This is a genomic window from Undibacterium sp. Ji42W (genome assembly GCF_049340405.1).
Taxonomy (GTDB): Bacteria; Pseudomonadota; Gammaproteobacteria; order Burkholderiales; family Burkholderiaceae_D; genus Undibacterium.
In genome coordinates this window covers 241603-265146 of record NZ_JBMPOV010000008.1, presented here as the reverse complement: position 1 = coordinate 265146, position 23544 = coordinate 241603, and the positions used below count along the sequence as shown (strand labels likewise).

Here is a 23544-nt window from a genome sequence, read left to right as displayed (position 1 = left end):
TAATTAGTTACTAGAATAACATAAATTAACAATTTTATTTGGTTTATTAAAATCTGTTAAATTGCGAGCTTCATCCCCCATCACTCTGTGATGCGGCGTTAAACGCATTAAGTGAGAATTATTTTTGTCTGGCCGCAGCGATGACGCGGCCGAGATCATAGACCGACATTGCATAAAAATAACTGCGGTTATACAAGGTAATCGCGTAAAAATTTTCTGTTGCAAGCCAGTACTCTGTTGCGTCATTGCCATTTTGCAGATCGACAAGCCCATACGAGATATTTGTTGGCGCTTCGCTACTAGCTGTTGTCGCGATGGCTTTTAAATCCTGCAACTGATAGCTAGCCTGCAAACCTTTGCCCAGGGCCGTGCTGAGTAGCTCACTTTTCTCATGCAGTACCAGAGTTGCAGGGAATGCGACAGGTAAATTGCGCTTCCAGCCATGCACTGCCAGATAGTGGGCAACGCTGCCTATCGCATCCACCGGTGAATCTGTCAGGTTGATCTTGCCATCACCATCAAAGTCCACTGCGTATTTTCTAATGCTGCCTGGCATGAATTGCGGCCAGCCTATCGCGCCTGCGTAGGAGCCTTTAAAAACAAACGGATCGAGCGAGGCCTCTCTGGACATCAGCAACATGTTTTCCAGTTCGCCGCGGAAGAATTGCATGCGTGCATCGCGGGTCGGCGTGTCAGGGTAGTCAAAGGCCAGCGTAGTCAGCACATCCATGACACGAAAGCCGCCAGTCTGCTTGCCAAAGATGGTTTCTACACCAATCAGGCCAACGATGATTTCTGGTGGCACGCCATATTCCTGCTCGGCTTTGGCGAGTGCATCGGCATATTTATCCCAGAAGGCAACGCCAGCTTCGATACGGTAAGGTTCGACAAAGCGTGCTCGGTAGGCTTTCCAGTTCTTGGGTTTGCCTGCCGGAGCGGGTCGCATCAGTTGCCTGGCGGTTTCTATGTATCTGGCTTGCTTGAAGATGGCTTTTAATTCTGCTTCGGTATAGCCATGCTTGCTGACCATGTCAGAAATGAAGCCGGATACTTCCTTCCATTGCTCAAAATGGCCTTCATCTTTTTTTGTCTTGGCCGCCGCAACAGTACTGGATGCAGTTTTTTTTACATGTCTTTTTTCTGTCGCATGCGCTGCGCCTGTGGTGAGCAGGGCGGTCGCGATGATGAGTGAATAAATGCCGTTCAGCAAGATGCCAGGCTGGTTTGTTGCGTGGGATGTCAGAGAGATCAAAATACGTCTATAAAAAATTAGCGGCATGCTGCCAGCAAGGTTTTCAAACGCCGGATCAGCGTGCTTTCCGGACCTGGGTCTTTGCCGTAGCGGGCACTTGCGTACAGTGTCAGAAAACGCTCGGCATTCTCAAAATCAGCTGCGGGCAGGCTGCTGCGCAATCTTTCCAGATAGGTTTTTGGCCCCTCATGCAAAGCGCGTGCTGCGGTCTTTTTTTCCATCTTGCGACAGAAAGAAAAGTATACCTTATCAAGCGCTGTGATACGTGGCCGGTTGCGAATTAAGGGCAGGGATATCAGGCCGAGTATCACGCTGGTCGCAACAAAAAACAGCATGGTCAGTTGCGCCCAGTCCACTTTCATGAGGCCCATGGAATTGAGCAGGCTTCTTTGGGTATTCTGGTTATAGTTCAATACCCATTGATTCCAGGAGTTATTGACCGCACTCCATTGCATGCGCACCTGGTTGAAAAAGGAAATTCCATCCGGGCTCAGGTTGATGAGGCCCGCCAGGCCCTGGCGTGGCACGGCATAATTGAGTGAGCGCTGTACTCTTTCTGGTGCTACGGCTGCGGTCGGGTCTATCCTGATCCAGCCTTTGTTTTCCAGCCAGACTTCAGCCCACGCATGGGCATCGGACTGGCGTATTTCGAGATAGCCATCCACAGAATTCAGGTTACCGCCCTGGTAGCCGGCAATTACCCGTGCCGGAATATTGGCGGCGCGCATCAGCAGGACAAAGGCACTGGCATAGTGTTCGCAAAAACCAGCCTTGGTATCAAACAGGAATTCATCGGCACTATTCCTGCCCAGGCGTGGCGGCTCCAGCGTGTAGGAATAAGCTTCACGGCGAAAATAATTAAGGATGGCCCAGATCAACCGCATATCATCCGGATATTGTTGCCTTAGCGCCGCAGCAAAAGCCAGGGTGCGCGGATTGTAGCCTTCTGGCAGTTTCAGCGAGTCCGCCACCATCTCGTGGGTGCTGCTGGCTTCCAGGGAATAGCTGGTATAAGACTCTATCGTGTATTTGAGTCTTTCATTGGTGACTTGTTCGCGCCGGGTTTCCATCAATCTGTTGATGATGGCAATGTTGCCAGTGTTGGTTTCTAGCGCAGGTTTGCCTGCGGGCATGTCTAGCGCAAACAGCCAGTTTTGTCCATTTGCTTCCAGCGTGATTTCCTGACGGATGGCCTGGCCGCCATATTTAATCCAGTTTTTGTCCTGATCCGTTTTGTAGGAAGACCTTTTCTCTTCCTGTGACCAGCTGCGCCCATCGAATTTATTCATAACGATGCCGCGCCAGTAAAGTTGGGGTTTGGCCGGGATGAATTTATCGAACTTGACGCGAAAGGCAATTTCTTCAGATTGTGCCAATTCGCTGATATTCCCTGGCGACATCGAGTTCGACAGACCGCTGCGGCCAGATTGTGCATCGCCTGGCAAGCCCCACAATGGCCCCTGTATGCGTGGGAACAGCACAAAAGCGATAATGGTCAGCGGAATTGCCAGCGCCAGTATGCTGGCGCCAAGCTTGAGCCTTTGCAGTAAAGGCGGTACTACACCTGTGTAATGGAAGGATAACTGCGCTGTCAGCAACAGGCATAGTCCTGTTAACGTCAGCATGGCGGCGAAGATACTTTGCTGATAAAAGAAACTCGTCAGTAACAGGAAAAAGCCGAGAAAAATAACCACGAACAAATCTCTCTTGGCATGCATTTCCAGCAGCTTGCAGGTCAATAACAAAACCAGCATGGTGACGCCTGCCTCGCGGCCAAAAAAAGTCCTGTGCGTCAGATAGACCCCAGCCATCATCATCATGGCAACCGGCAACAGCAGCCAGGCAGCAGGCAAACGGCGGCCGCTCAGGGTCAGCCAGCCACGCCAGGTCAATAGCAGGGCGCAAGAAGCATTTACCCACCATCTGACGTGGTCGGCATGTGGTAATAGTACGAAGGCGCAGGCAAAGATCAGCAGCAGAGTATCTGCCTTGTCGCGTGACAATATGGTGCGGAAGACGGGCAATTTCATGGTGCGTGGATCTCGTAGAGCGCCAGTGCGCGCAGGCAGGCCTCACAGTGCTCTGGCCCTGTGGTTGCCGGATACTGTGTTTGCGCCAGCCTGAAACCATAAGTCAGGCCGCGCTGATCAGCCTCCAACACCCAACTGGTCAGGCGCGACAGCTTTAATTCGGTATCCAGGCTACGCGGCAGCGCGGCAAAGTCCAGCATGACATCGCTGCCCGAACCTCCGGCGAATTGCTTGGTCACCAGTGAGCCACCCAGTGCAGTATCGACTTTGGCAATCTGTTTCCAGGCCAGGTGTTTCATGGGGTCGCCAGGCTGATATGCGCGCACACCGGCGAAATCTTCATCACCGGCATGGCCAGGTGCTTCAGTCTTTTGCCCAGCGCCTGACATCGGCAAGGGTGGCGGATTTGCCTCTGGTTGCGGATAGACCAGCGCATTGGCATCTGGCAGCCAGGTACTCCAGGCGCGTAACAGGCCCAGCGGGTAGGCGGTCTGCAAACGGATTCGGGGTATCGCTTGCAAACCCCGGTTCGTCGTGGGGTAGCTGAGTTGCACGGCTACGCGGCTGTCGGCGGCGATATCAACAAATTTTTCCGGATGGCCTTTTTCAGCAAAACCCACGCTGATGGCATAGCGCGGATGAGTGCGGCGGTTGATCAGATAAACGGTATATTCGGTTTCTTCGCCCGCAAAGACAGCCCGGGCCGAACCTGGCAGCAAGTGCAGGTAGGCGAGGTTGCGAAAGCCATAAAATACATTGACCAGCGCAACACCACCCAGGACATAAGTCAGGCCAAAGCCCAGGTTCAGGCTGTAATTGGTGGCGGCCAAAAACATCAGTAGCAAAAGGACGACATAGACCAGCCCAGGTTTGCTGGGCAAGGTGAATACCCGTCGCTGATTCAGGAACACTTCACCGTTTTCTGGCTTGTTTTCCAGAAAAACGATCTTGCGCAGTCTTTTTTTTATCGATGTGAACATGCCGTGATTGATCTATGGCTGAAAAATTCAGACGCTGACGCGCTTCATCAATTGCGACAGTAATTCGCTGCTGGCACTGACTTTGCCCGTCATCGACTTCAAGGGGCGCAGCCTGTGCGCAATGACAGGTATCAATACTGCCTGTACATCTTCAGGCAGGACATGGTCACGGCCTTCCATGGCAGCCCAGGCACGGGCGGCCTGCAACAGGGCGATAGAGGCACGCGGGCTCATGCCCTCGGCAAATAAATCACCCTGGCGTGTTGCGTGGGCCAGCGATTGCACATAGTCGATCAGCGCTGTTGAAGTATGGATTTTCTTGAGCTGCTGCTGCGCTTCCATCAATTCTTCTGGCTGCATCACTGCGGGCAGTTGTGCCAGCAGGCTGCGCCTGTCCTCGCCCAGCAAAAGAGCGCGTTCCGCCGCTGCATCCGGGTAACCAAGTGAAAGGCACATCAGAAACCTGTCGAGTTGTGACTCAGGCAGGGCAAAAGTACCTACCTGATGGGCAGGATTCTGGGTGGCGATGACAAAGAAGGGCGAGGGCAGGTTGCGTGTCTGGCCTTCTACCGAGACTTGCCTTTCTTCCATGGCTTCCAGCAAGGAGGATTGGGTTTTGGGGGTAGCACGGTTGATTTCATCTGCCAGCAATACCTGGGCAAACACAGGACCAGGATGAAAAACAAATTGTGATTTTTCCCGGTCAAAAATCGAGATGCCAACCACGTCGGCCGGCAGCAGGTCGCTGGTAAACTGCAGGCGATTGAACTTCAGACCCAAGGAAATCGCCAGCGCATGCGCCAGCGTGGTCTTGCCTACGCCAGGTAAGTCTTCTATCAGCAAATGCCCGCCCGCCAGCAAACAGACCAGCGCCTGCCTGATTTGCTGTTCCTTGCCTATGATGACGCTGTTGACCTGTTTTGCTACTTTATGTACTTTGGAAAACATGTTTTTCCTTGCCTGGATATGTTTATTGTTGCCTGAAAAACATGATAGACATACCCAAACTGCGGCCTTTGTCGTCATGAATTGTCAAATTTCTGTGCCCACAGTGTAAACCGAAATGTCAAAAACTGTTGCCCATAGTGAAAAGATTCAGACAGACGGATTTGCAAAATCATGCAAATAGGGTGACACTGATGATAAGACAGATAAGATAAGCAGAACAAATATCACTCATACTGCGCTGGCATGCATGTGCCGGACTGGTTTTGTGGCAGTTCTGGCACAGAGACATGACAACTGCGTATTACACCCATGCTGACTGCAAACGCCATGAAATGGGCTCATGGCACCCCGAATCACCAGACCGCCTGCAAGCCATAGATGATCAATTGATCGCCAGCCGCATCAGCAGCTTGCTGGATCACCGGGAGGCACCGCAGGCCACCGAAGCGCATCTGGCGCGCGTGCATACTGCCGACGCCATTTACAGAATAAGGGAAAACTGCCCCTCGGAACGATCGGAGTACACCCATTTCCCGCTGGATGCCGACACCTCATTGAATGCCTATACCTGGCGTGCCTCTTTGCGTGCAGCCGGTGCCGCAGTAGCTGCGACTGATGCGGTAATTGATGGCGATGTTGAAAATGCATTTTGTGCCATACGCCCGCCTGGCCACCACGCTACGCCCAGTGAAGCCATGGGTTTTTGCATGTTCAATAACGTCGCTGTCGCTGTCAAGCATGCACTGGAAGTACGTGGTTTGAAACGGATCGCGATCGTCGATTTCGATGTTCATCACGGCAATGGCACCGAAGAAGCTTTCAGGGATGATGAGCGCGTGCTGATGGTCAGTTTTTTTCAGCATCCTTATTATCCATATACCGGCACTGAGCATCCGGCCAGCAATATGGTGAATATCCCGGTCCCGGCGCATAGCTATGGCGATGTGGTGCGCCAGTTGATTACTGAACAGTGGTTACCAGCCTTGCGCGAGTTTGCGCCAGAAATGATTTTTATCTCTGCCGGTTTTGATGCCCACCGAGAAGATGACATGGGGCAGATGGGCCTGGTCGAGGCCGACTATGCCTGGATCACCAAAGAAATCATGAAGATAGCCCAGGAGTTTTCGAATAAGCGCATCGTTAGCTGTCTTGAAGGTGGTTATAACCTGTCTGCCCTCGGTCGCAGCGTGGTGGCGCATCTTAAAGTCCTCGCAGACCTGGATTGATCCATGATTAATTACGGTAGCCTGAGTCCGTTCAAGACGGAACGTCTCCTCTTGCGCAAGATGGAACGCAGCGATATAGACAGTGCCGCCATCATCCATGGTGACCCTGCCACCAATATTCATAACCCCACTGGCCCCAGATCACGCGAAACTACCAGGATATTGCTGGATGACTGGGCAGGTGCGTGGGATAGTCAGCATTTTGGTTACTGGACAGTCTGTTCTATAGACGAGCCAGGCCAGGTATTGGGTTTTGGTGGCGTCATGCGCAAGCAAATCGCAGACTTCAGTGGCTTGAATATCTATTTCCGTTTTGCTGCGCACACCTGGGGCAAGGGCTATGCAACGGAAATGGCGATGGCAGCCTTGCATGCTGCTTTTGTCGTGCTGGCTGAGGATGCTGTCTATGGCCTGGTCAGGCCTGCCAACATTCCTTCGCGCCGCACCCTGGAAAAAATCGGCATGCAGTTGTACTCAGAAGTGGACGATGTGCCAGGTGAAGCCACCAGCCTGATTTACCGCATCACCCGTGCCGATTACCTGAGCCAACAAAACTGATACCCCGATCAGGCGACGAAAATCAGGCTATGAAAACCAGGATGTGAAAATGAAAAAGACACTAAGTGCTTTATTGGCTGCATGGGCGATGCAGACTACATTGGTTCATGCCGCAGATGATATTGCAAGCGTCACGAGCAAAGTTGCCCAGTTCATTGATGAATGGCATGACGACGCCGCCCATGCACGCCTGCAATATTTCGACAAGATGGCAAAAGATGGCGTGTATATCGGTACCGACAAGACCGAACGCTGGACGCGCGATGAATTCAAAGCCTGGGCCAAACGGTTTTTTGAACGGCCATCTGCCTGGGCTTTCAAGTCCTTCAACCGTCATATCAGCATGTCGGCAAACCACAAATTTATCTGGTTTGATGAGCAGTTACAAACCCAGATGGGTATCTGCCAGGCTACGGGTGTGATAGAGCAAACAGCCAGGGGTTTTGAAATCAGGCACTATCAGTTGTCGCTGACTGTGCCAAATGAGCTGACCGATTATCTGGCTGATGGCGTGAAGAAATTGACTGAAAAACAGGCTGAACAAGCGCAGAAAAAATGAATCCGCTTACTGTGTCAGCCTGACCTAAGTACTCTCAATACTTGATGATATAAGCCAGCGCAAAATAGGGTGGACGGTTTTCATGTGCCTGGCTACCGCCTGTGCTAGTCGTACCATAGTAATAATTGTCGTAATCAATCCCACCTTTGCTACCCATTTGATTGCTGCTCTGAGTACCCATGGGCCAGGTTGAGGTCGATTCTCCAAAACCATAATGCTGGTGGCTGGGTATCTGATTGACATTGAGGGTCACGGTTTCAACGCCGCCTGTGCTTTTGAGTGGGTAGTTGCTGAGGCCATTACCTTGCCCGGTGCCGATCACAAAACGGCTGCGTAAATCGGGTACCGTGCCGCCTATGACGGCGAACAGGTTGGGGTAGGTCGATTGGCTGATAGTCTGCCCGACGCAAAGCAGCCAGCCGTTTGGTGCATCGCTGCCGCCAAAAGAAATAATGGAGCCAACAGGTAAAGGGTTGATTGCTACTGTGTCGGCAGATTGGGCAGGAACTGCATTAGCTAATGTGCTCATGGTATTTTCTCAAAAAAGAAATGAATCATGCCAGTGACGAATCTTGTACTGGCATCCAGATAAAGATGTCCTGAACCTTTAGTCCTAGTATTTGATGATGTAGGTCAGTGCATGAAACGGCGGCATATTGTTATGTCCCCAGGTGCTACCTGTGTTGCCAGTCCAGGTCGTATAATGCGTGGTGGTGGTTGACCAGCCTTCCGAATCACCTGTACCATTATTATCGCCACCCTCGCCGCCGCCGACGCCATAAGAATGATTGTGCGATGGCATTTCATTGACGCTGAGTACGTGATTCTCTTCGCCGCCAATGGTGTTGAATTCACGATATGAGAGTGCGTTACCCTGTCCTGCCCCAATGATGAAACGGCTGCGCAAATCTGGTACATTGGCCCCGATCAAGGCATACAAGTTGGGATGGGTGCCCTGATCAATAGCTGCTCCGTCACATAGCAGCCAACCATTAGGTGGTGCACTGCTGGCATAACTGACGATGGTGCCGACAGGCATCTGTATGGTGGCTGAAGTCGTGGCTGTTGCGCTTGGATTTGGCATGAGATACTCCGGTCAGTTATTCGTGGTATTGCCATACACATTCAGTGTATAGGTGGTCTGTGGCGAGGTCGGGTTGACGATATAAGACGTCGCAGTTTGCGGAATCGCTAATGTGACCCCGCTACTTAAGCCATCGTTGGCAATGATTTCAAAACTGTTCTGTCCCTCGATATTCCAGTTCAGCTGGAAGGCATAACTCGCTGGTGGCACGATAGTGGTAGTCTGTATCGTGAAACTGTTGATCACGGGGGGGAAGATCAGGGGCACCGTGCACTGTATCTTGTTCAACAGGTTCTGCCAGTTGCTGTCAGAGTAAGCCCAGCAATACACAGTGAGGGTCTGGGTCTTGGTAATGCCGGTGATCTGCGGATGCTCGCTGTCATAATTGAGCGCGGGATGCGCCGTAGTACCGTAGGTGTATTTTTGTTCTGGTATGGTCATGCCTGGGATATAGAAGCTCAGCTTGACGCTGCCTACACCAAACATGCTCCATGTAAGCGGTATAGAAACTAGTTCAGTGGAACTGCTGACATGGATGGTTTCTGCCAGGCTGTAGATGCCGATGGCACCAGGATTTGGTGGAATCTGCTTGCTGATGGGGACGACAAATACCGTATCGTTGTAGTGTGTACCATCGTTCGCCATGAAGCCGGAAAACTGTACATACATCTGCGTGGGGCCAGTCGGCGTCATCGAAATGATATTGGCGAAAGAGAACGTCACATTTGACTGATCACCGGTACCTATGATCTGTTTGTTGGTATTGTTGGGCGTCAATGTCCAGGTTGGCGAATTTGCCTGGCCGGTGACAGAGGGGTTTTGTACACTCCAGCCACCAGTCTGATCTACATAGACACCCGCACTGATAGCCCAGGCTGAACCCAGTTGGGTAGATTGCTGCTTGTCGTCCGGTGCCAGTGAGCCACTGGTCGTGCCATACACAAAACTGACCGATACCTTGGGCGAACCCGTCCACATATTATTGCCATTGAACAGAGGTGTGTTGCCGATATTCTTGAGATTCAGGTACAGGGTATTGGTCAGCGGGTTGCTGACCGCGGATACGTAGACTGCGCCGCCAAATTCAGGCGCGACGCTGAGTACGTCATGCAAGTTCAGGTTGCCCGGTGCCGGTTGCGCGACCAGCGCCAGTGTTGACGATACCTGGCTAGGCACGTTGGTACCGCTGATGTCATTGAAGTTGATCTGCACGACGTCAGAGGTAGGCGTGTTTGATGTCAGTATATTGTTGATGCTGAAAGTGACTGCGCCATTGCTGGACCATGGGGCATTGCCGCCTGTCCATTTCAGTTGCAGGGCCATGTCAGTGCTGTTGTAGCTGAAAGCCCAGCCTGCCGGTGCGATATTGCTTATCGTCATTTGCTCCAGCTGTGGCGCCGTGAAATACAGCGGCATAAACACTTCCAGGCTGGCAGCGTTAGTGAGATTGATATCAGCCCCGGTATCATTGGTGAGCGCGATATTCAGGCTGGCTGTAACCCCAGTATAAAGGGTAGCGGGCGTGCCCGGTACCGCAGGGTTGTTCATGGTCATTATTACTGAGCTCATAATTTTTTCTGTCTGTTAGGGTTGATCAAAATAATCAATGTTCAGTAGTGCTGGCTTGGTTGTTACTGCTTGTATGCATGGTTCATTCATTACTATCCGGGGTGAGTTCCAGCCAACCCTCTTGCAAGGTCTGTGGTGAGTAACCATAGACCGGGGTCTCGTTGGCAGCATTGGCAGACAATGCTGTTTCGTCGGCACTGCCTGGTGTAATCCACGACCACACATAACCAGCCTCCGCGGGCAAAGGCACGACCAGGCCCTGACTCATTTTCAACATGGGTCTAGTGACGAAATTGACTTGCAGGCTGTTCATTGCGGTTGAATACTGGTCTGGCGGTATGCTCAGCTCATTGACAGGCAATACGCCTGTCGTCGCATGCACTGCCGCACGCGGATCAACCAGCATGGTCAGGTGGCGCGATGCTGCATTCAAAGTCAGTTGTACCGTGGTCTCAGTCGGCAACCTGACACCACCTTGCATGCCAGGATCAGCCGCAGGTGCATAAAATACTGCACCGGTGTAGGGATTGTCGCCAGTGCCATCCATCAGGTAACCAACCAGCCCGTCATCCAGATTGGCGAGGTCGCCCAGGCGTAGCGGAAAGTTGAGATTTTGCAGGTTGGCGCTACTGTAAGCCATGCGGTCTGTGTAATTGACACGGTTGTTGTTAACGTCCTGCGGGAATGGCGCGCCGGGCCCGCTACCTCCCTGGCTCAGGGGCAGCAGGTTGCCTGCAGTCTCCAGGCCAACCGAGGCCCTGACCAGTGCCAGTGGATTGCCCAACAATACAGACAGACTCGCATCCCTGGCGTAATTGGCCGGGTTGATATAGTCGGCAGAATCCAGTATTACCTTCATCAGGTCTTGCAGATAACTGGCGTTCTGGCTATTGATGTACCACATGTAATTGGCCAGGTTGGCGTTCACCTTGGGCGAGCCTGGTTCACCAATGTCATAGTCCAGGCTGCTGGTGGCGTTGGCCAGATTGCCGGCGCGGGTACGATAGACCAGGGCAGGACTGGTGCTCTGATGTTCTATGCCAAACGTCCCTATAGGGCTACCATCGGCATTGTAGAAGAACAGGTTATTGTCGAGGTGGTTCGGCATAATCCAGCCGCATATGGGTGAGGTGGCGGGGTGGTGGCTCATCTCTTCAAAGTCCCCGGTGATACCGGCTATGTTGGTATCATACGAGGCTGACAACCACTGGAACCACAAACGGCTTGATGCCAGTAACCTTGGTGGCAGGTAAATCTTACCCTGGTTCGCTGTATCTTCGGCTGGCGGCGTCATGGAGTAAGCGGTAATCACTTCCAGTGAGCCGTCTGTATTGGTCGCTGCTGTCGCCAGGTCCATGCGCTGACCAAAGGCATCGACGATTTCTATACTCATGATCTCCAGGAAGCCAGAACGCAGGGGGCCAAAATTGCCCTGGGCCAGCAAACCTGTGGTGATGGGTTGCTGGCTGTTGAAGCCAAAGTCATACCAGTTGTCCCAGGCATTCTGTTTGGCGGCGTTGGCAACGGCGGTAGTTACGCTGTCGCGGCTACCCTTGGTCAAGTCCTCGACTGCTACCTTGGCGACATCAGCAGTCAATATCTGCTGGATATTGAAACCGCTGATCGATTGCGCCAGGAAATTCTTGCCCGCATACGCGTCGGCTATGCTTTGCAGGGTAGGATTGTCCGGATCGCCAGGGTGGCCAGCGATGTAAGAATTGATCTGATACACCAGCACCCCGGTGGAATTGGCACTCATGGTCGATGAATTGCCATAGGTAATGGGGTCAGGCGAGGTGAAATTCACGGCCTGACTGCCATTCATTTTATAGACATAATCGACCGCATCCGTGTCCAGGGTAAAGAAGTCGGTGAGATTGGATGGTGAGTAAATCGCATTGCCATTATTGTCCTTGGCTTCCCACAACAAAGGATTGAGCCTGACATTCCAGACCATGAATACAGGCAGGAAGGGGTTGACCTGGCTGACTGGGAAACCGGCTGGTGTCGCCTGGGTGTTCCAGCCTATGGTATTTGGTGCCCAGCCATTGCTTGCGGCATTGCTGAAAGTGATGTTCAGCGATTGCGGTGCGCTGACGGCGATAACAGAATTGGCTGTTGGTTGATAGTTGTCGCTCGCCACAGTAGTAAACAAACTGGACTCAGGCGAAGTGGGTGGCGTCGGCACACCACCTGCGTTCGGTGCTATATCTAACGGGCTCAGGCCGCCTTGCGCATACATCAGGCTGATAGTGAAAGCAGCGGCTGAAGCAACCGCCGGATTATTCGCCCCTCCTTTTGCTGCAAGTGCTGAGGTCACTGCCGTTGCCAGCATGGGTATGATCAGGCAGGCTTCGCCGAGCAGGGAGCTCACATCCGCTCCCATGGGGATATTGCTGTTGATGGCTGGTGTAATACCTGTGCTGCTGGCGGCAACCTGGAATTCAGTGCTGTTGTAGCAGATATTGAGCTGGCCCAGTATCTCCTGGCTCAGACGCACAAAGGTCAGTGGATTTTTGCCATTCCTGCGCGCGGGTTCCATCATGTCTCCCTGCATTAGCACCAGGGGCTCATTCGGCAGATAGAAAGCGTCACTTTTCGTGCATTGCACTTGCCAGGCCGGGTAAGCCGCCAGGGCATTTTGCACCACCTGATAATTGTCCCAGACCTTGTAGGCCAGACTGGAGATAGACACGCCGCTGGCTGGCTGGCTGACACCGGTGACTGCACCTGATTCTTCGTCCGTGATATACGACAATATACCGACTGCCGTGCCCTTGGCAATGACGGTATTCAATTCACCACCGCTGGCAGTGTTGATGAAATTTGCCATATTGTTGATGCTGATATTCGGGTCAGTGATTTCACCCGTGTAGAGCTTCACATAATGGGTCCAGTCCATGAACAATTGCTTGCGCATGGTGGAGAGCGCAGCGCGGCCCATGTCGTAGTTTTTTTGCGCCTGGTTTAGTAGGTACAACTGTTCGGCCAGGTCCAGTGGCAGGGTGACTTCAATATCAGGATTGACCGGGGTGTCACCATTGACTTCCTGGCTGCCGATGATCCACAGATAACCACCCGGGTCGGTAGAGAAGGCATTGCTGTGCAGTGCTTCTTCGAGGGTGATCAGTTTGTTCGGTGTTTTTTCGAGATCTGCCAGCAAACCCAGTTGCAGGGCATCGAGCAGGTATTCATAATTGCTCAGCACATTCGGGTCGTTGGTCTGCTGGCCCATGTCAGTCTTGAGCATGGCAGCCACGGCTTCTTCAGTTGAATTGCCGATGGCAATCTCAACCTGGGTATCCCAGACAGAAACATTGCCTGCATTATTCGACTGCAAAAAGTAAGTCGTGCCGGGATTGCTGAGCATGTTCCAGACCACTTCCTGGCTGGTGCCGGCAGACAGGGTTTCTTCTGGATAGTTGAGTGAAGCTATCGTGTGATTATCATTGAGTTCATAACCCACATCGGCCAGATTGAAGGTCCACTTCATTTTTCCAGCAGTGATCTGCTGGAAAAAATCATTGGGTGTCAGTTCAGGGGCGACATGGTTGTTATTGCAGTCAGTCAGGTACTGGTTATAGTCGTCGGTAATATGGGCATCAATATTGGCCAGCGGATCAGACAAGCTTTCATTGAGCCAGCCCGTGATCTGATAACTGGTGCGGAACTGTATCGTCGCATTCGCCTTCAGAGCTTCATACAAAGACTTGTAGCCAGCATAAGGTACATCAGAAAAATTATCCCAAAAGCCAAACACACTGCAGCATTCAGGGTAGTAGGACCCAAAATAAGCACCGACAAAACCGATTGATGTCAGGTACAGCGAGTTGCCATCGGTGGCCTTGTAATTCGGCAGGTAATTCGATGCCGGTGTATTCGCCGGGTTCCAGCCTGCTGCATCGACCACTCGTCCCATGTACATGAAAGGCTGCTGCTGGAAACCTGGTTGGGCAGGAATAGGGACAGAAATAACGGGCCGGATAATGCCAGCCGAGTCGGCTTGCAGTGATGATGACAGGTAATCGCTCTCGACTACCCAGCTTTTGCTGCTGATGCTGCCATAAGCCTGGGTTTGCGAATTATAGAAACTCAGGAAACGCGTCACCAGCCAGCGGTTTGGTGAAGCCGGGAAAACCAGGTTGCCCCCTTCGGCAGGTTGTGTCCCCTTGCGAAAATAATCAGGCAGCTCCCATTGCAAATGCACACCTACGCCGAGCGGGTTGGCCGGGCTGTTGAGTGGGGTCCCGCCACTTGTACTGCCCAGCGGCGCATAAATCTTGTCGCCAGTGCTGGCCGCAGGCGGTGGCGAGCCACCATTCGGGTTGTACCAGGGCATGGAGTTAAAATTGGCTGTCTTGCCCTGCAAGCCGCCGACGACATTGGTGGCATCATTGTTATTGACGCGCAGTGCCGCAATATTGAGTGGAACGATGGCGTTCATCATGATTTTCAGTCGCTGGCTTAATTAATTTGATTTATAAAAACTGACCATGCCCACACCCTCGGTCATCTCAAAGCCCATCTCGGCAGAATCGATACTGCTGGGGGCAGTGGTACCCGGTGGTGGTGCGACAGAGCGGTTGGCTTGCAGGATCAGTTTGGACAAACTGTCCATGCCCAGCACGCGCGGCGATATACTGCGGAAACATGAGCTGATGTCAGTCGGCGTCACCGTCTGGCTCATGGTGACGCTATTCGTCGTAGTGCCATTGCTATTGGCCGTAGCATTGCCAAAGGTATACAGGTTCTTGACCGCAGTGGCTGCCTGGCCTCTGACGGTACAGCCATTCTGGAAGCAATCAATACCGTAATGCAGCGCCTGGGGTGCTTCATGTATATCAACACGGTAGGCGTCACCTGCAACCAGACAGATTAAGGTGTCTGATTGGGGTCCCAGTTGCTCCAGTCGCAAGATTTGCAGCATGACAGGTGGCACGTCTTTTGGTGTGCCACCGAGAGGATAGACATTCACACCCATGCTCGGGTAATCAAGTACCAAAGATGAGCGCAGGACAAAGCCGCTGATGACCGTGGAATTGCTCTCGCTGAGTTTGGCCGTAGTACCAAAAGCCTTGGCCCTGACTTGCGAAGCCGTACCCTTGACCTGGCTGGTCACCTCCGGCAAGACGGCTGATTGCAAATTCATTTCTGGCGTATCAACCTTGGTAGTCAAATTGCGGCCTATGCTCATGGCACCATCCGTCAGTGCAGAAACCCAGTTACTGTCGAGATAAAAAAAGCGCAGGGATTCTGGTGGCAACATGTTTTCATCTGGCACCAGGTAATTAAAGGGCACACCATGCAGCAGTGCCAGGTTGGCCAGCCAATCCACCAGTACTTGTGGCATGGCAGGATTGGCCAGATTGGCCTGCACATTGGCGGGACTGGAATACGCAGTCTGCAGGTTGCTGATCAGCGATGAGCGCTTATAGACGGATTTCATATTAAGCCTCGGGGTTGAGTGACATGATGGTGCGCTTCAGCAGCGAGTGAGAACCATGCGGTGCTGGCGCGCCGACCACGAGTTTCATTTGCTTGGCTTGCGGTGCCAGGTCCAGCGAGACACCCAAGCTTTGTTCCAGCATCTGGTCTTCGACGGATTGCTGTACCTGCATTTCCAGGTCGCGCTTCCAGGTGTAATAGGCGGTTGAGAAAGAAGTATCCTGCAAGGCCACCATGCGGCCTATGGTCCAGGCGGCAGCATAAGAGGTATCCAGCAAACCCGTAGTCGGGTCAAAGATGGTGGCCGCATCCGGCGAAGCTATTGGCACCTGCAACCATGATTGCGTAACCTGATAAGGTGTCAGCGGGCCACGATACCATGACACGGTCTGGCCGGAAGTACGCAGTGTTTCATTGAGCGGCACATAGCCCATAGTCAATGCACCGCGCACGACCGCATTGCTGCCCTGATAGGCGAGACGCAGATTGGTATTGGCGGCGGCTGGTGGAGGTTGCTTTTTCGGGTCATCAATGACGCGGTCATTCAGCCTCAGTAACTGGTGGACAAAGGTCGCTGGCTGGCCTGTGCTGAAGAAAGTCCAGGTGCTGAGTACCGCCAGTCTCAACGACAGATTGCCATTGTAAGTGTTGCCCGCTGGTGCGCCGCCACTGCTGGTGCTCGGTAAAAAGTTTTGCAATTCTTCAAGCGATACCAGGAATGCGACGGTCTTCTTGCCGGTAGCAGGCAGGCGGTTGCCAAATACGACGGAGAATGAACCGGTAGGCTCCCCCGGGTCTGGCGTATTGGTGGTAGTCGGCTGGTTGATCAGGCTGACTACACGGCCATGCGCCATCTGCTTCAAGTCATCGACACTCGGTGCAATTTTCCAGAACAGGCTCAAAGGGACATCGATAGTCTGGATGGCGTCTTTCAGTGTCTCGCCGGGTTCCAGCCCCAGTATGCCTGTTGCACCATTGAAGTAGGAGTAGTTGCTACCCAGGCTGCTGTTCGTGCCAGACGGTAGCGCAGCTTGCGGGAACAGGTCGGCCACACTGCGGGTCGCCGCAGCCAGGCCCAGGCTCACACCTTGAGCGGTGCAGGCATCGACATCATCTTCATCCAGCAACATGACCCACAGCCAGGTTGGTACGTCGGCATCGGTATCCGTACCTGCCTCTGGCGGCGAGTATGGCAGTTGATTGGTCGGGTAACGTACCCAGGGGAAGGTTTTTTGTGAAAACACCACATGCGGCAAGACATTACTGAATTCGCCCGAAGCATTGTCCGAAGGGAAAACGGAGCTGATCACATTGCCAGGCTGCGAAATCGCAAAGCGGTCTGCCGTTACCGCAAAAGTATAGCTATTGCTATAGTCAGCAGCGCTGACAGCATTGGCAGCGCTATCAAGTATGTTTTGCCTGACCTTTAGCTGGTAACCGCCAGCATCCAGCCCGGGTAAAAAATGCTGGATAAAGGATACCTGTTGATTCAGCAAATAGGTTTCATCGTCATTGACAGCCATGTTGATCCACACCTTCAGAAAAAAATATTCATCTATGCATTATTTGTTGCGCTATTACATCCAGATCGCAATTGCTAGGCTGCTATCGCCTCTCCCAGTACACCCACCAGTGGCCAGTCAGTCAGGGCTTCTGTCGTTGCCATGGCTGCCAGGTTCAGTTGTGAGGGGGTATAGGTAGCAAAGCCGTTAGCCGTCAGATCATCCAGCACGGTATTGCGCTGGCTGCTGACCCAGCTATTCGTCAGCGAGCTGAGTACATAATTCTGGTTCGTCAGCGCTTGCGTGCTGGCGCCTGTGACATTGATCTGCAAGTCCTCCGCCGGGCTGGTGATGGTCGAGGTCACCGTGTAACTCTGGTCAGACTGTTGCGAGGTATAGCTGAACGTGGTCTGGTTGCCGGCCGTAAAAATCAGCTGTATCAATGGCACATTGTTGACCGTCAATGGATTGCGCGGCAGGGCCGTGATATTGAAACCCATCAGTGTATGTGGCAGCAGGGCCGCAGTATTGGCATCCTTGCTGGCATTCGGGTCACCCCACAACGCGGTATTCGAATTACCCAGCACAGGCTGAATCTGCACTTCATTGATGTAGTCAGTGAAGTTGCCGTTATTGTCTGCCTTGGTCAGCGTGATGGTATGAATGGTCTGCACACCCGACAGCTTCATGGGCTTGACGCTGATCGCCGTATTCCATATCTGTGTGCTGGAGTAAGACTCACTGGCTGCCACCAGATGTGGCAAGGCTGTGGTACTGGCAATAGGCAAGAGATTGGGTATCGTGGTTGTCGTGCTGCTACCCGTGCTCCAGCGTGCGACATTCGACGGTATGGTTGATGCAGTCATCAACTGGAACTGATTTGGATCGATGATCCAGTTCCAGGTGCGGCCTTGAGCATCAACGATGTCCTGTTGCAGCAAGCCTACGGCGACGGATGCAGATGCATTGGTGTCTGTGCTGGCATTGCTACCGTTACTGCTTGCTGCCAGTTTTTGTGTGCGGGCCGCTTGCTGCATGTTCAGCATGCCCATGCTGCGTGCAGAGACAGACTTGACAGAGTTGGATGAGGTTGAGCCACTGCCAGGCAAGAAGTTGTCTGCCACATTCTGCCAGCTGACAGGAGCAGGGTTGGGTGCAGAAGAACCGAAGCTGATCGTAAAGCTGACGATGTCGAGATCGACCTCGGCACGGCCACCAAATGAAGGCCCCCATATCTGCAGATTCGCACCTACACTGACACGTATCGTGAACAGGCCAAGATCAACCGAACAACCGACATTGACGTAGGCATCTGCTCTATAGACAAAGGGTGCCCAGGCGATTAAAAAGTCCATCCCGCAATTGAACCAGGCCTTGATGGAACCGAGCGAAAAGCTGGCAGAAAACTGCATGCCCGCCATGAACATGGCCGGTGTCAGTGCCAGGTAGGATGAGCCCGATGCCTGAAAAGGCCCGAGCGCAAAACCCATTTGCATACGGGGTACGGCTGGGTACCAGGCTGGTTTGCTGTAGGCACTGTTATAGCCGCCCAGTGTCACCACAAAATCGCCCTTGTGGGCACCGCTGAACCAGATATTGAAGGCAAAGCCACCGCTGATCTTGACGAAGTCGCCATACAGGTAAGACGCAGGAGTGACCACGCCAGCCACGGACAGTGCACCACTGTCTGGCGTGAACGAGGCGACGATATCGATTTCTATATACGCGAGCGGGCTGCTGGCTCCCTTGGGTAAGGTGATGGAGCAGGAACCCAGCAAACCTATCTGCGTGCTGACGCCAAACGACACCGTGACCAGGGCAAAGGCCGACACCATATTGAAAGACGTGAACTGTATGCCTGCTGCCACCCAGTATTGGCCAGGCTGGTTGGTCACAACAGGATTGGTGCCACCAGCCAGTTGTGTCAGCACGCTGCTAAAGGCTGCACCCGCAGTCGATGGTTGTGCTGGAGCCTTGCCTGGCAACAGCAAATAACCCGGCAGGGTTGCGATGGTAGGCAGGTTCAACGCATAGTTGACACCAAAACCAAAGGCCAGGCCTGATACATACAGGAACGGCGGGCCACCCAAAGGCACTTGCAGATTGGCATAAATAAAGAAGGAGGCCGGATTATTATTCTGCGCCGGGGCATAGCCGCCTATAGCCTTGAAACCATAGCTGGCAACCTGCACGACGACTTCACCAAAATAATTCGTGATAGCGTTCTGTTTGACTTTCAGGAAAGCGCCACCCAGCCTCAGATTGCCACGCTGGAAATCCATAGCGAGGCCATCCAGGTCAAAACTGACCGTGTTACCTGCGGGCATGCCAGGCAAGGGTAGTGGGAAGGTGATGGACAGGCCTTGCAAGTCCAGCGAAAAACCGCCCATCGAAAACCCCGCAGACAGGCCAAACGTTGCTTCACCACTTTTATAATTCAGGCCGATTTTTTGCAGGTCAACCGGGCCAAAAGTCTTGTTGATATTGATCCAGTTGATAGGGCTGGCTGCCGGGCTGGCATTCACCGCACCCGCGCCTTGGTAATAGGTAGCCGGTGCTGTCGATGCCGGGGCAGCAGGCAAGGCCATGGGCAAGGAGAAGTTGCTGACAGCAGCATTACTGTTTTGACGCATCAGGCCTGCGGTGAAAGCAAAACCCTTTTTATTGAGACTGAATGTAGTCTGGTCGCCTGTCGTATCTATTGCATAGGTATTGCTTTCACGCGAGGGCGGTGAACCTGCTGGCTTTAAAGGATTGCTGCTCTGCGACACCTGGGGGATATTGAAGCTGACAGGCTTGCCATTATTTTGTGCCGGGTCCGCATTGGTATAGCTGAAGCCGAGATGCTGGAGTATGAATTCATTGAATACCGGTATGCTGCCAACCAGGGGCAAATCTTTGAATGCCAGGTTGGTGTCTATCGAAGCACCGACCACGTAGTTGCTGGTGGTGGAACCACTGGTCAGGATAGTATCGGCATAAAAGCTGAAACCAAATTTCTCGGTGCTGCTGCCATTCTGATAGATCAGTTCAAACTTGGCTGCCATGCCCATTTCTGTCTTTGTCGCACCAGTGAGCGGCTTGGTATAGGTAATCTGCCCGGCGACATAGTCGATGACGGCTTCCAGATTCAGTTCAGGCGGGAATTGCACATCGACACGAAACTGCTGGCCGATATAGCTCATGAACTTGCCTATATCGATGGTGGCATCCTGCACCGAACCACTGAAGGTGTAGACAGACCCGGTCGAGTTGCTTTCCACTTCTGCGCTCAGGGAAACAGGAACCGAACCGATTTGCAGGTTCAGGCCGAGGGTAAGGTCTATGGCTGTGTTGGACATGGCGGCGCGAAGTTTGGATTGTTCATGATTGATCAGGATTGGCTGGTGGCGGTGAACGAAATCGCCAGGCTTTCTATCTTGAGCCAGCTCGACAAGACAGGCGGCAGCGCAATCAGGCCAACGTCAGGATTAGAGCCTTCTACATCAAGATTGAAAGAAAACAGGAATTCTTTCGTGGTCGAATTAAGACTGAACTCGTATATATTCACCAGCGTCTGATTGCTGGAATTGAAATTGGCTGGATGCATGCCCGGAAACGCCTGACTGATCAATGCCATGCCTGGATTGCTGGATACGTCTCCACCACCTAGTTTCAGATTAATGAAGTTGATGACATCACCAAGATAAATGGTCACAGGCGGATCAAAGGGTTCACGGTCAAGTTTGAATAAAAAGCCATTGCTGGCACCTTCCTGCGAATCGCTCTGGCCCAGTACAATTTCTGAAGCCAGCGGTACATCCTGTTCGCCTATGACCAGCGTGGTTTTAAAATTGATCGTTGTACCCATGGTCCGCGCACCTTCGTTTTCAAGAGAGGATGGTTCTACATTCATTTGCGACTTACTTGACGTAAGCAACGGCGATACTGAAATCCTTTACACCAAAACTGTCGCTGAACAAGCCCAGATAAGAGCCACCGTTAGCAGTGGCATTCATCGCTATTTCGACAGAAAATTCGCTGATCGTGCCTGTGGAAGTATCTGCCACGGTGGCAAAATCAAATGTTTCAAGTGCCAGTTGATTGGATATGCCAGTGTTGAAGCTGCCGTCACTCATAAGGTCGCAGATGATTTGCGATACCGGCAGGTTTTGCGGATTTTCAAGAGTGCCAGTCACAGAAAAAGTGGGGTCGGATCTGGTCGGCATCTGCATCGCCAGATCATAGCTAAAATCCGGCGGCACACTGGGCGGGCTGGTTTGTTTGTCGTAGGGGTAGAGCGCGATAGTACCGTTCAGTCCCCAGGTCGGTGTCGGCTTGCTGAGTGGATCGCTGACACTGATCCAGATTGCCAGCGGGTTCAGGAACAACGCGTTTGGATATAGGGGTATGTTGACTATGCCTATCGAGGCCGAGACATTATTGACACTGATACTCAGCGAAGGCGTAGTCTTCACATAGAGTGACAATTCCAGCGACAAGAGATTTAAGGTCGTGCTGGCCGGGTTATAGTAATTAGTTGGGAGTGTGGTCGGGAACATGCTGGAAAACTGTGCGCCCGGCACCAGGAAATCCAGGTCATCCAAGCCGATTCCAAAATTGCTGAACGTGGCACTCATGGTGAACAGGCCATTGCTCATTGGTATCTGCGTACTCACGTTGCCGCTGCCACGACCTATCTTGACGGTGGTATTCAGATTGAACTGGTCGGTTGTCGGATCGTCATCGACGGTGGCGGATTGTGGCGTGGTGTTCTTGATGGCTAGGTTGGCTGCCTGCATGAGCTGGCCACCAATGACGGGAATGCAGGCTGCCAGTGCGCTCAGTATTGCGGCATTATTGCTCGACGTCAGATCAATGTTGAGCACATTGTTGGTCGTCGTGACTGTGCCCGTCATCGGTACCGTAGTCATACCCAGCATTTTTGACAACACGGACATGGATTTGCCGGTCGCCTGCAAATCCAGATTGGCACTGAAATTCGTGCCGGTGATCCGTGAGCCGGACGGTACGTCAAATACCAGCACACTGAGTATAGAGTTACTCAGTGCCGGATAAGTGCTGCCATAGACATCGGTAAATTTCCAGTAAGCCATGAGATATGCCCCTGCCAATATTTAATTTATATGACGTTGAATTCGATGATGACTGGCAAGTGATCCGATACCGCGTTAAATGCATTCAACACTGCCCGCCCTCTGGCCGGATACAAGTCATTCGGTGGGTCAAAGGTACTGTCCTTGGCTTCACCTATCAGGTCGGCGACTTCCTCATCGCCTACAACAAGCTGCGGTATCGCCCAGAAAATATTGTTGTCGTAAGCCGCATTCAGATAAGCGGCTTGCCCCGCCTGCGTGGTATCAAGGCGTCGCCTGACGCTGGAGAGTGAATTGTTGGGCAGGTCGGTACCAAAATTGGGCAGATTACTAAATGGCCTGACGGTAACGCCATTCCCGTTCATATAGCTGTCGCTTGGCTGGCAATTGAAATCCCCCAGGAAAAAGGTATTCTGCACTGCCGCCGACGGCGTGTTCACAAGTTGCCTGCAAAAATCAATGGGAGGGCGCATTCTTACTGCTGCTCCGCCACGCGGCGGCGGGTCATGAATGCCGGAAAAACGTATCGAAGTAGCTGGTTGCGATACCAGGTTGAAGGTAGCAACCAGAGGCGTTCTGCCTGGCAGATAGGCATTGGTGATGGTATCGCGTTCTATGGCAATCGCATTCACAGCCGCCGGGGTCAATTCCCTGGTGTTATAGATGAAGCCTACCGTCTCATGTCGCCCGGTGACAACGGGTACCAGATAATCGTAGGTATATTCTTGGGGATTATGGTTCATCGCGGGGACTGCGAGATTCATGGCATCGCGCAAGGCGACCAGAGTGGGCAGGCAATTGCCTGACACTGGCCCGCCCTTTCTGGTGCCGCCGGTTTTGAGCTCAATGACAACAAACAGGTCAACCGGTGCGGAGGACACTACGCCTTCCCATTGTTCGGCCCCCATGACGACATTGGTAACGAAATCAAGAACGGTGTTACCCATGCCATAGGTTTGAAACAAAGGCTGGAAGGTATTGCCTTTGGTTAATTTGTTGAGACTGACATTTCTGAGATTCCAGGAAATTACCTTCATCGCTCATCTACCTATGGTTATGGCACCTATGAAACAATAAAATTCCAAATGCTACTGTATTCCCGTATCGCAGCCTGTTCTGCACTTTGATTCGTCACTTGAATCGTCACTCATTGATTTCATTGCACGAGTTTGTCTTGATATAAGAAACGACTGAGTTCTCGACAAAAAATATACTGGAAGTTAGCTCGACAGAAATGTTTTGTACTAATAAAAACACAATAAATGATAGATTGAAAAAATAGCATCCAAGTATAA

At 52.4% G+C, this 23544-nt stretch carries 17 protein-coding genes; 3 read left to right on the top strand and 14 right to left on the bottom strand.

Features of this window, described 5'->3' with window-relative positions; translation table 11 throughout:
- Positions 1–118: 118 nt before the first annotated feature.
- From mltB to ACO0LG_RS19015, 4 genes are read right to left on the bottom strand one after another with little or no spacing between them, the layout of a single operon-like run.
- Positions 119–1279, bottom strand: coding sequence for a lytic murein transglycosylase B (gene mltB / locus ACO0LG_RS19030; protein ID WP_423029131.1), 1161 nt, complete (start codon positions 1277–1279; stop codon positions 119–121).
- Complete coding sequence (locus ACO0LG_RS19025) at positions 1270–3282, bottom strand: transglutaminaseTgpA domain-containing protein (protein ID WP_423029130.1); 2013 nt, start codon at positions 3280–3282, stop codon at positions 1270–1272. The genes mltB and ACO0LG_RS19025 overlap by 10 nt, the downstream gene beginning before the upstream one ends.
- Positions 3279–4262 (bottom strand): DUF58 domain-containing protein, encoded by a 984-nt coding sequence (locus ACO0LG_RS19020; protein ID WP_423029129.1) that lies wholly within the window; start codon positions 4260–4262, stop codon positions 3279–3281. Before ACO0LG_RS19020 ends, ACO0LG_RS19025 begins: the two co-directional genes overlap by 4 nt.
- Positions 4263–4289: 27 nt before the next feature.
- Positions 4290–5210 (bottom strand): AAA family ATPase, encoded by a 921-nt coding sequence (locus tag ACO0LG_RS19015; protein ID WP_423029128.1) that lies wholly within the window; start codon positions 5208–5210, stop codon positions 4290–4292.
- Positions 5211–5497: 287 nt separating this feature from the next.
- Between ACO0LG_RS19015 and ACO0LG_RS19010 the strand changes: the two genes are divergently transcribed.
- The 3 genes from ACO0LG_RS19010 to ACO0LG_RS19000 are packed head-to-tail and all read left to right on the top strand — an operon-like array spanning position 5498 to position 7553.
- Complete coding sequence (locus ACO0LG_RS19010) at positions 5498–6436, top strand: histone deacetylase family protein (protein ID WP_423029127.1); 939 nt, start codon at positions 5498–5500, stop codon at positions 6434–6436.
- Positions 6437–6439: 3 nt separating this feature from the next.
- Entirely contained in the window at positions 6440–6994 is a 555-nt protein-coding gene (locus ACO0LG_RS19005; protein ID WP_423029126.1) for a GNAT family N-acetyltransferase, read from the top strand.
- Between the two features lie 49 nt (positions 6995–7043).
- On the top strand, positions 7044–7553 hold the full coding sequence (locus ACO0LG_RS19000) for a nuclear transport factor 2 family protein (RefSeq protein ID WP_423029125.1): 510 nt from the start codon (positions 7044–7046) through the stop codon (positions 7551–7553).
- A 34-nt stretch (positions 7554–7587) separates the two neighbouring features.
- Here the strand turns inward: ACO0LG_RS19000 and ACO0LG_RS18995 are convergent, their stop codons facing one another.
- From ACO0LG_RS18995 to ACO0LG_RS18950, 10 genes are all read right to left on the bottom strand, one after another.
- Entirely contained in the window at positions 7588–8082 is a 495-nt protein-coding gene (locus tag ACO0LG_RS18995; protein WP_423029124.1) for a phage tail protein, read from the bottom strand.
- 84 nt (positions 8083–8166) lie between these two features.
- Positions 8167–8637: a phage tail protein gene (locus tag ACO0LG_RS18990; RefSeq protein ID WP_423029123.1), complete on the bottom strand. Its 471-nt coding sequence runs from the start codon at positions 8635–8637 to the stop codon at positions 8167–8169.
- 12 nt (positions 8638–8649) lie between these two features.
- Positions 8650–10206: a hypothetical protein gene (locus ACO0LG_RS18985; RefSeq protein ID WP_423029122.1), complete on the bottom strand. Its 1557-nt coding sequence runs from the start codon at positions 10204–10206 to the stop codon at positions 8650–8652.
- 82 nt (positions 10207–10288) lie between these two features.
- Positions 10289–14653: a hypothetical protein gene (locus ACO0LG_RS18980; RefSeq protein WP_423029121.1), complete on the bottom strand. Its 4365-nt coding sequence runs from the start codon at positions 14651–14653 to the stop codon at positions 10289–10291.
- 21 nt (positions 14654–14674) lie between these two features.
- Complete coding sequence (locus tag ACO0LG_RS18975) at positions 14675–15652, bottom strand: hypothetical protein (RefSeq protein ID WP_423029120.1); 978 nt, start codon at positions 15650–15652, stop codon at positions 14675–14677.
- 1 nt (position 15653) lies between these two features.
- The gene (locus tag ACO0LG_RS18970) at positions 15654–17174 is read right to left on the bottom strand and encodes a hypothetical protein (protein WP_423029119.1); all 1521 of its coding nucleotides are present in this window, start codon (positions 17172–17174) and stop codon (positions 15654–15656) included.
- A gap of 74 nt (positions 17175–17248) precedes the next feature.
- The gene (locus tag ACO0LG_RS18965) at positions 17249–20494 is read right to left on the bottom strand and encodes a DUF6603 domain-containing protein (protein WP_423029118.1); all 3246 of its coding nucleotides are present in this window, start codon (positions 20492–20494) and stop codon (positions 17249–17251) included.
- Positions 20495–20526: 32 nt separating this feature from the next.
- The gene (locus ACO0LG_RS18960; RefSeq protein ID WP_423029117.1) at positions 20527–21003 is read right to left on the bottom strand and encodes a hypothetical protein; all 477 of its coding nucleotides are present in this window, start codon (positions 21001–21003) and stop codon (positions 20527–20529) included.
- 52 nt (positions 21004–21055) lie between these two features.
- The gene (locus tag ACO0LG_RS18955; RefSeq protein WP_423029116.1) at positions 21056–22249 is read right to left on the bottom strand and encodes a hypothetical protein; all 1194 of its coding nucleotides are present in this window, start codon (positions 22247–22249) and stop codon (positions 21056–21058) included.
- A 26-nt stretch (positions 22250–22275) separates the two neighbouring features.
- Complete coding sequence (locus ACO0LG_RS18950; protein ID WP_423029115.1) at positions 22276–23286, bottom strand: hypothetical protein; 1011 nt, start codon at positions 23284–23286, stop codon at positions 22276–22278.
- Positions 23287–23544 lie beyond the last annotated feature (258 nt).